At 70.4% G+C, this 8,787-nt stretch carries 9 protein-coding genes and 1 pseudogene; 6 read left to right on the top strand and 4 right to left on the bottom strand.

Going from position 1 to position 8,787, the window contains the following annotated elements:
• The 5 genes and pseudogenes from K8V84_RS17770 to K8V84_RS17750 form a co-directional block, all read left to right on the top strand.
• Nucleotides 1-448 (top strand): annotated as a pseudogene (locus K8V84_RS17770) (RNA helicase); the annotation flags it as partial.
• Nucleotides 449-673: 225 nt separating this feature from the next.
• Nucleotides 674-1,078 carry an aspartate 1-decarboxylase gene (gene panD / locus K8V84_RS17765; RefSeq protein ID WP_304076308.1) on the top strand — a complete coding sequence of 135 codons (405 nt, stop codon included), beginning with the start codon at nucleotides 674-676 and terminating at the stop codon, nucleotides 1,076-1,078.
• Nucleotides 1,079-1,189: 111 nt separating this feature from the next.
• The gene (locus K8V84_RS17760) at nucleotides 1,190-1,441 is read left to right on the top strand and encodes a hypothetical protein (protein ID WP_304076306.1); all 252 of its coding nucleotides are present in this window, start codon (nucleotides 1,190-1,192) and stop codon (nucleotides 1,439-1,441) included.
• Between the two features lie 118 nt (nucleotides 1,442-1,559).
• Nucleotides 1,560-2,744 carry an MFS transporter gene (locus tag K8V84_RS17755; protein ID WP_304076310.1) on the top strand — a complete coding sequence of 395 codons (1,185 nt, stop codon included), beginning with the start codon at nucleotides 1,560-1,562 and terminating at the stop codon, nucleotides 2,742-2,744.
• Nucleotides 2,745-3,067: 323 nt separating this feature from the next.
• Nucleotides 3,068-3,376 (top strand): hypothetical protein, encoded by a 309-nt coding sequence (locus K8V84_RS17750; protein ID WP_369696642.1) that lies wholly within the window; start codon nucleotides 3,068-3,070, stop codon nucleotides 3,374-3,376.
• 64 nt (nucleotides 3,377-3,440) lie between these two features.
• Here K8V84_RS17750 and K8V84_RS17745 read toward each other — a convergent pair whose 3' ends face one another.
• Nucleotides 3,441-4,301, bottom strand: coding sequence for a (2Fe-2S)-binding protein (locus K8V84_RS17745; protein ID WP_304076305.1), 861 nt, complete (start codon nucleotides 4,299-4,301; stop codon nucleotides 3,441-3,443).
• A 221-nt stretch (nucleotides 4,302-4,522) separates the two neighbouring features.
• Nucleotides 4,523-5,266 (bottom strand): DUF2306 domain-containing protein, encoded by a 744-nt coding sequence (locus K8V84_RS17740; protein WP_304076303.1) that lies wholly within the window; start codon nucleotides 5,264-5,266, stop codon nucleotides 4,523-4,525.
• Between the two features lie 224 nt (nucleotides 5,267-5,490).
• Between K8V84_RS17740 and K8V84_RS17735 the strand changes: the two genes are divergently transcribed.
• Nucleotides 5,491-6,291: a TetR/AcrR family transcriptional regulator gene (locus K8V84_RS17735; protein ID WP_304076302.1), complete on the top strand. Its 801-nt coding sequence runs from the start codon at nucleotides 5,491-5,493 to the stop codon at nucleotides 6,289-6,291.
• A gap of 49 nt (nucleotides 6,292-6,340) precedes the next feature.
• Here the strand turns inward: K8V84_RS17735 and K8V84_RS17730 are convergent, their stop codons facing one another.
• Both K8V84_RS17730 and K8V84_RS17725 read right to left on the bottom strand, forming a co-directional pair.
• A complete protein-coding gene (locus K8V84_RS17730) occupies nucleotides 6,341-7,543 on the bottom strand; it encodes a JmjC domain-containing protein (RefSeq protein ID WP_304076300.1) in 1,203 nt (400 codons plus the stop codon).
• 282 nt (nucleotides 7,544-7,825) lie between these two features.
• Nucleotides 7,826-8,787 (bottom strand): prolyl oligopeptidase family serine peptidase (locus K8V84_RS17725; RefSeq protein ID WP_304076298.1); only part of this gene is annotated, 962 nt, incomplete at its 5' end.

Raw genomic sequence — 8,787 nt, 5'->3', positions numbered from 1 at the left:
GGCCGAGTGCCTGCGCCGGGGGGTGTGGGAGGACCTGAACCCGGAGGAGCTGGCCGCCTGTGCCGCCTCGCTGGTCTACGAGGCGCGCCGCAACGACGACCCCTACCCGCGCCTTCCCGAGGGTCGGGTGGAGGAGACCCTGGACGAGATGCTGCGGCTGTGGGGCGAGCTCAACGAGGTGGAGTCCCGGCACCGGGTGTCGTTCCTGCGCCGCCCCGACCTGGGTTTCGTGTGGACCGCCCACCGGTGGGCCCGTGGGGACCGGCTCGACGTCATCCTGCGCGGGTCCGACATGACGGCGGGCGACTTCGTGCGCACCGCCAAGATGCTGGTGGACATGCTCGGGCAGATCTCCGCGGCCGCCGGTGACCCCACGCTGCGCTCCAACGCGCGCAAGGCCACCGACCTGGTGCGGCGCGGCGTGGTGGCCTACTCCTCGCTCAACTGACCGGAAGGTCGCGGCACACGACGACCTGCGTGACCGGGCTCCTGGAGGGGAGCCCGGTCCCTGCCAGGGCGAAGATGTGGAACATCGTTCGTGAAGCGGATGTTGGTGGTCGTAGTGGTGCCCCGGTGGACGAAGCGGTGCACGGGGGCGTCATCATGGGAGAGGCACGGGACCCCGCGAGGGGCCTGTAGTTTTCGCGAGACATCCTGAAACGAGGCTTGAGCTGTGCTGCGCACCCTCATGAACGGCAAGATCCACCGGGCCACGGTCACCCAGGCCGACCTTCACTACGTGGGTTCGGTCACCATCGACGCCGACCTGATGGAGGCCGCCGACATCGTCGACGGCGAGCAGGTGCACATCGTCGACATCGACAACGGCAACCGTCTGGTCACCTACGCCCTGGTGGGCGAGCGCGGCAGCGGCGTCATCGGGATCAACGGCGCGGCCGCGCACCTGGTGAACCCGGGCGACCTCGTCATCATCATCGGTTACGCCCAGGTCGACGAGAGGGAGCGTGCCGACCACGTCCAGCACATCGTGCACGTGGACGGTGACAACAAGATCGTCGCTTTGGGCAACGATCCGGCCGAACCGGTTCCCGGCAGTGACCAGATCGCCGGTCGCTGACCCCCGAACGCCCGTGTCCGACACGGGCGTTTCCTTTGCGCACAACCCCTGTGGGATGGCCGATTCCGGCCGGATCGGTGTGTCCCGGTCTCGGGTATGCCCTGTGGCGGCATGGATGAGCGGGACGAGGATCGGCGCCGGGCCGCCGAACACATCGAGTGGCAGAAGCAGGGTGCGTGGGTCGTCGTTTGGGGCGTCTACACCCGCCGCTTCTGGGCGTTCGCGTGTTGGCCGGTCATCCCGGAGGGCGGTGTGGTGATCGACGCCGAGGAGCCCGACCACCTGTACGCGGAGATGCGCTACGTCGAACGTGAGCACGATTTCCTCCGCTGGCGGTACGGCCGCGCCCATCCGGTGCGATGAGGGCTACGATTCGTCCAATATCAGGACGAATCGGGGAGTCGACCACGTGTCCACGGAAATCACCCAGGGGGCTGCGGTGGAACGCGCCCGGATCCAGCGTCGTACGGTCCTGGTCCTCATGGCGGCGCAGATCGTCGGCGGCATCGGCATGGGCGCCATGCTCGCGGTGGGTGCGCTCATCGCCCTGGACCTGAGCGGATCGGACACCTGGTCGGGTATGGCCACGACCATGATCACCCTGGGCGCCGCCGTGTTCGCTTTGCCGTTGGCGGGTACCGCTGCGCGGCGGGGACGTCGTCCGGGGTTGACGCTGGGGTGGCTGCTGGGTGCTCTGGGCGGGCTCGTGGTCATCGGAGCCACGGTGTGGGGTGTGTTCCCGCTGTTCCTTGCGGGGATGTTGTTGGTCGGTGCGGGCACGGCCACCAACCTGCAGTCCCGGCACGCCGCCGCGGACCTGGCCACCGAACGCACGCGCGGCCGCGACCTGTCGATCGTGGTGTGGGCGACCACCGTGGGCGCGGTGGTGGGACCCAATCTCATCGGGCCGACCGGCGGCCTGGCCCGGGCGCTGGGGCTGACCGAACTCCTGGGCCCCGTGCTGCTCACCACGGCCGGTTTCCTGGGCGGTGCCGCGCTCATCGCGGTGTTGCTGCGCCCCGACCCGCTGCGCATGGCCACCGCCGACCGTTTCGCGAACGGTACGCGGTCCTCGTCCCTGACCATGGCCGACGGGCTGCGGGCCATCGGTCGCAGTCCGTCGGCGCTGTCGGCGGTGGTGGGGATCGTCGCCGGGCACGCGGTGATGGTCGGCGTCATGACGATGACCCCGGTCCACATGAGCGACCACGGGGCCGCGCTCACCGTCGTCGGGCTCACGATCTCCCTGCACATCGCCGGCATGTACGCGCTCTCTCCGGTGGTGGGCTGGCTCTCCGACCGGTTCGGTCGCGCCCCGGTGATGTTGGCGGGGCAGGTGGTGCTGCTGGTGGCCGCCGCGGTCTCGGGTACGGCCGGACACGACGAGATCCAGGTGACCGTCGGCCTGGTGCTGCTGGGGTTGGGTTGGTCGGGGGCGCTGGTGGCGGGCAGCGCGTTGTTGGCCGAGTCGCTCTCGGCGGAGATCCGACCCCGTGCGCAGGGCTTCAGCGACCTGGCGATGAACCTGGGTGGGGCGACCGCCGGCGCCCTGTCCGGGGTGGTGCTGTCGGTGGCCGGTTTCGGTGGGCTCAACCTGTTCGCCGCCCTGTTCACGCTGCCCGTGTTCGTCCTCGCGATCCGTGCGAGGGCGGCTCGCCGTGGGTGAGGCGCCCGGACCTTTACCGGAAACGCCCCGTGAACCTCCCCGTCCCGCGCCCGCGCCCGGTTAATCTGCGGATTCGGGGCGCCCACCGTCGATGGGTGGGCCGACCTTCGCTGGACGAAGGGATGTTCTCAGTGAGTGAGCGGGAGCCCGGGGACGGGCCGGGAGAGTGGCCGGAGCGGGATCCGGTGAACCACCGACCGCCGGAGGAATGGCGGCCGGGAGACCCGGGGGATCCGATGGGGGACGAGGGCCGGCCGCCGGGGGAGCCACCGCACCGACCACCTCCGAGGTCCGGTTCCCAACGGTCGGGCGGTTCGGGTGAGTTGTCCGAGGGGCCCAACGGCCCCGGGTGGGCCGGTCCGGAAGGTGCCGGTTACGCTCCCGGCTACGGCGACTACCCCAGCACCCCCGTCGACTATGGCAACGCCGGTGGTTACGTTCCCGGGACCGGGCCACCGCCGGTCCGACCGACTCCTTGGGGCAGGATCCTGGGGATCGGCTGCGGCGTGTTGCTCCTGGTGCTCCTGCTCCTGGGCGGCTGCGCGACGGTGCTGCTCTTCACCGCGGGGGCCGACGTTTCTCCGGCCCCCGAACCGTCCGACGACGGCCGGGTGGAGGCCCTGGTCCCCTGAGCCGGGAACGAAAAACGCCCGTCCCCCCGAAGGGCGGGGACGGGCCGCTGTCACGGAGGTCCGGTCAGGGAGCCAGCGCGGGGTCGCGCAGCCACTCCGACAGGTCCTCCTTTCGTTCGCTGTCGCACTTGAGCGGACACGTCGTGCAGTAGCCGTGTTCGGGGTCGCCCTTGTAGTCGAAGCAGCAGGTGCCCCGTACCGCCCAGGTACCGCGGGGGTGCTCCGGGGCGAAGGGGAACAGCCGGGGCCGCTTGCGGGTGATGGCGCCGGCCCCGATGACCGCGTCGCCCAGTCGGGTGGCCAGGTTCCAGGCCTGCTCGGCGTCGCGTCCCAGGTAGCGCGCCGGGTTGAGCATGTAGAAGTGCAGGGTGTCCAGGACCCAGCCCCACAGGGTGCGCTTGCCCGCTCGGGAGTGCTCCTGTAGGGCGTCGATGAGCGGTTCGAGGGTGGCGAACAGCGCCTCGGCGGTCAGCCGCAGTTGTTCGTGCTCGTCGCGGGCGACCACGGTGGCGGGGTGGTCGGTGTCCGGGTCGTCGGGCAGGACCACCGTGCGGGCGTCCACCACGATCGGGGTGCGAAAACGCGCCTCGGCGGTGTCCCATGGCAGGCGGAGCGTGTCCGGGTCGAGCAGGGGCGCGCGGCCGGTCAGGTACAGAGAGGACGCCACCAGGAAGAGGGGCTCGCGCAGGGTGACCCGGAGGAAGTTGGTGGCGGCGGGCAGGCGGTGTCCGGGCCCGTGCTCGGTACGCAGCTTGTCGAACAGCACGGGCAGCCAGCCCTCGACGGTCATCGACGTGACGCTGTGACACTGGGTGCCGTCGAACGGCCGCAGCTGAAGCGCCTCGAAGTCGATGATCTCGGGCAGCGGTGCGAACTTGAGCCGCGTGCTGACGGCGCGGATCGCGTCGAGCGGAGCTTGTGTCACCGCGGAACCTGCCCTTCGTCGCAAGATGAAAGCCGAAGTCTCGTCCGGAGGAAGTCGTGGTCGCAGCTACCACCGGGGACGGGTACATCTGCGCCTGTAAAGTGAGGCTACCCTAACGAAAGCCGCGGTAGCAATCATCGGCGGGCGAGTTTGCCCAAACGTGGGGCCGGAGTTCCCAGTTCAGGGGCTGTGCGGGCGGTGCCGGGCCCGGGGGGACGAGATCAGGTCGCGTGTGTCGGGTTGCGCCTGCGCCGAGGCCGGCGGTGGTACTTGAGCCACCACTCCACGAAGAGCAGCGGCACGACCCATGACAGGAAGCCCGACGCCGTGCCGACGTCGAGTCCCAGGGCGTCGAAGTCACCGTCGTAGACCGTTTCCAGCCGCGGCGACATGACCATCATCAAGACGATGAGGAGCACGCGGTTGAACGCGATGCCGTAGATGAGGGCGAAGCTGCGCAGCATCCAGTCGCGGTGTTCGGCGAAGCGCCGTCGTCGGACCATGACGTAACCCAGGAGGGTGAAGGTCAGCCACAGCACCGCCCACACGGTGTTGCCGATCTGGGAACTCGCGCCGGTGCCACTGAACGGTGCGATGAGCAGTGCCGGAATCCCGACCAGTGGGATTCCCGACCAGACGTACATCCGTCCGCTCCAGCGGTGCACGACCGGATGACGGGTGCGCAGCCACGGCCACACCTGGAGGATCACCAGCAGCGTCAGCAGCGCTCCGCCGAAGATGTGGGTGAGGAGCATCGGGAAGTACCAGGAGGGGCTCTCCGGTATCGGAAGTCGCGAGTCGGCCGGGTCCAGGCTCAGGTAGGGCGGGACCGAGTAGAGCAGGAACGTGACGCTGAACAGGGCCAACGGCAGGATCCAGGGTCGGCGCCACCACGGAACGGGTGGGACGGTCGGGTGTCGGCGGGATGGCGACGGGGTCGTGTCGGTCGAGATGGTGGGAGCCATGGTCGGTCTCCTTCGGGCGTTGGGTGGGTCGGGTGTCGGTGTCGCCGGTTCGCGCGGAGGCGCGTGGGGTCCGCGAGCGGTCGTGTTCGGCGACGCGGTGAACGGAACCGACGCGCGGCCGGTGGTGAGTGCCGGATTTGAACTGTGTGCGCCACACGCTAATAAGTGTATTTAATACACAGTTCTAGGATGGTGTCAACGAAGAAACCGACGACTGGTGGCCCATGACGACAGAGGACGCGCCCAAGAGCCGGATGGCGCGGGATGTGGAACTGCTCTGGGGGCTGGACGCCTCGCCCCGAAGGCGCGGACCCAAGCCCAGACTCAGCCGGGAGGTCGTGGTCCGCGCGGCCCTGCACGTGGCCGACGCCGAGGGCATCGAGGCCGTCTCCATGCAGCGAGTGTCCAAGGAGCTGGGCTACACGACGATGTCGCTGTACCGGCACGTGGACAGCAAGGAGGACCTGCTCGTCCTGATGCTCGACACCGCGATGGAGGAGGCGCCCCCCGGGCCCCGCGCGGACGGTGACCGGCGTGCCGGACTGGAGGAGTGGTGCCACGCCACTCTGGAGCTCTACCGGCGCCGTTCCTGGATGGTGCAGGTGGCCTTCTCCGGGCCACCCGGCGGCCCCAACGGCCTGCGCTGGATGGAGGCGGGGCTGCGCGAGCTGGTGGGCGCGGGACTGGAAGTGGGGGAGGCGGTCCAGATGCTCGTGCTGCTCTCGGCGGCGCTGCGCGAGAGCGTGCGGCTGGAAACCGACATGGCACGGGCGGCGCGATCCACGGGCAACACCCTGGCCGAGGTCGAACGCGACTACGGCCGCGGCCTGCGCAGGGTGGTCACCGAGGAGGAGTTCCCCACCGTCGCCCTCATGCTCCGCGAACAGGTGCTGGAGCCGAAGACCACGGCCGAGGCCCCCGAAGGAGCCGGTGAGCCCACTCGCGAACTGGACTTCGGCATCCAGCGGGTTCTCGATGGCATCGAGTCCTACGTGCGTACCAAGGGCGCCATCGGCGGAGCCTGACACGGCGAGGGCGTCGCGCTCGCGCGCGAGCGCGACACCCTCGGGCGGTCTAGTGCACCAGAACCAGGTGATGCCGGCCCAGGGCGGCCACCACCCGGCCGCACGGCTCCACCTCCACACCCGCCGCCGCGGCCAACTCCGCCACGGTCAGTTCGCGGTGTTCGGTGAGCGCCTCCAGCACCGGTTCGGTGACCGCCGGCAGCCGGTACCGCTTCCCCGCGACGGTGAGGGCGACCTTGTCACCCTCGCGCTCCATCGGCGGTGGCAGGATCGGTACGAACTCCACCCGTGCCTTCGCGCCGGGCACCGCGTCCTCCACCGGCCAGGGCAGCGCGAACGAGGTCCTGCGTGGAAAGCGTGCGTCTCGTTCGGCCAGGAACGAGTCCAGGTCCGCCTCCTCGGCCAACTCCGTCAGCCGGGCCGCCAACTCGTGCCGGTGTTTGCGGCGTGCGTCCGGGGCGGCGAAGCGCGGCAGGTCGCGTCGGAACGACTCCTCCTCGAAGAGCCGGCGCACCAACGCCTCGGCCCAGTCGATCCCGGTCGCTCGGGTGAAACCGAAGGTCAGGTGCATACTCATCTCACCGTTGCCGGTCACCGTGTGCCACCAACCGCGCGGCACGTGGATCACCTGGCCCGGCCGCAGTACGCCCTCCCACACCTGATGCAGTAGGCCTTCGGCGTCGCGCGGCGGGGTGTGGGTGTGGTCGGTGTCGTTCTTCATCGGGAACGGCCGGGTGCCCGGGCCGTGCACCTGCCAGTGCTTGGAGCCCGCCAACTGCACGATCATCGTGTCGTGGTCGTCCCAATGGGTGTCGAACCCGCGCGAGTCGCCCCAGATCAGGTACAGGTTGGCCTGCGCGCGTTCGCGCACCAGTCGCATCAGGTCGTCGGCGGCGGCGCCCACCGCCGGGTGCATCCGGTCCACCCCGTCCAGAACGAGGCTGGAACCGCTCCGCAGCTCCTTGTACAACGCCTCCGGACGCACGATCCGGCGGGCCTCGCGTGAGGCGGTGCCCGTCTCGGTGTAGCGGTCCAAGGGCACCGGGGAGCCCTCCCGGTGCAGCCGCAGCCGCGGCGGCTCGGGCGCGCACGTGGCCAGCACGTGGTTGAGGTCCTCCAGGGTGAACAGCGAACGTACGGCGTCCGCGCCCAGGTCGGCGAAGACGAACTCCTCCGATAGACGGGTGGTCAGGGCGTCGCGGCCCACGACGTCGCACAGGGCTTGGCTGAACAGGCGGCCGGGCTCGGTCACGGCGGTCCTTTCGACAGACGGGGAGGCGGTTCTGGGCGCGCGGACACCAGGGGAGAGCGTGAGGGGCCCGCCCGGCCCGGCTGCATGAGGCGGCCGGGCCGGGCGGGTCGGATCAGATGAAGTCGGAGCTGGAGTCGGTACCGTCACTGTCGCCGCCCGCGGTGATGTCGCGGGAGGTCACCTCCGCCAGGTCCTCGACCTCGATCTCGATGGGGTCCATACCGCACCTCGCTTTCTGTGGAAGTGTTCGATTCCTCTTGCCCAGGGCCGTCCCGGTGCCTCTCAGCGGCCGGTCAGCCCCGTCCGGTGCGCCGCGAACGCATGGGCGTCCGCGGCCAGTGCGATGGCCCTGCTGACCGAGCGTGGACCGTGTCCCACGTCGCGCTCGTATCGCAGCAGGGCGGGTGGATGCCCCTGTTCGTACCGGCCCGTGGCGAGCAGTGCCGCGCACATCTTGCGCGGGTGCGCGGCGTCGGTCCGGGTGTCCCCGGCGAATCCGGTGAGCAGCACGGAGGGGTGGCTCAGACCCGGGGTTCGGCGCGCGCTCTCCAGCGCCCGGTGATAGGGGGAGTAGGACATCAGGGCGGTGAAGTCGTCGGGGTCGGCCGCGCTGCCGAACTCGCGAGTCCACATCCGTCCCAGCCCCATGCGTTCGAAGCGGGCCATGTCGGCGAGCGGGGCCGAGGCGATCACCGCCGCGCACAGGTCGGGTCTGGCTGTGGCCGCGGCGAGTACGAGCAGTCCTCCGGCCGAGCCGCCCGACAGACACAGCTGGTCCCGGGCGCACCACTGGGCCTCGACCAGGTGGTCGGCGGCGGCCACCAGGTCCTGAACCGCCCGTGGTTTGTTGCGGCCCGACCCGTCCAGATGCCAGCGTCGTCCGGCGTCACCGCCGCCGCGCACGTGTGCCACCGCGTAGCGACCGCCGCTGAGCAGCCAGGCCAGCACGGTGGCGCTGAATCCGAACCGGCGGGGACGGCCGAACCCTCCGTAGGCGTGCAGCAGCAGGGGACGCGGCCCAGAGCCGTCGGAGTCATCGGAGACGTCGAAGACGGTGACCGGCACCCGGGTGCCGTCCTGGGAGCGGCACCACGCCACGGTGCGCTCCACCCGCGGGGAGGTCGCCGTCCGTCCGGTGCTCGGGGGCCAGGGGAGGGGGACGTGTTCGCCCGGTGCCAGTCGCAGCACCCGCTGCTGGGTGGACACGTCGGCGTAGCCCAGGTACACCGAGCCGTCGGGGGCCG

Source organism: Nocardiopsis listeri (assembly GCF_020741345.1).
GTDB lineage: Bacteria > Actinomycetota > Actinomycetes > Streptosporangiales > Streptosporangiaceae > Nocardiopsis > Nocardiopsis listeri_A.
Note: the sequence above shows the minus strand (reverse complement) of the source record. Positions and strands in the feature narration are given on the sequence as shown.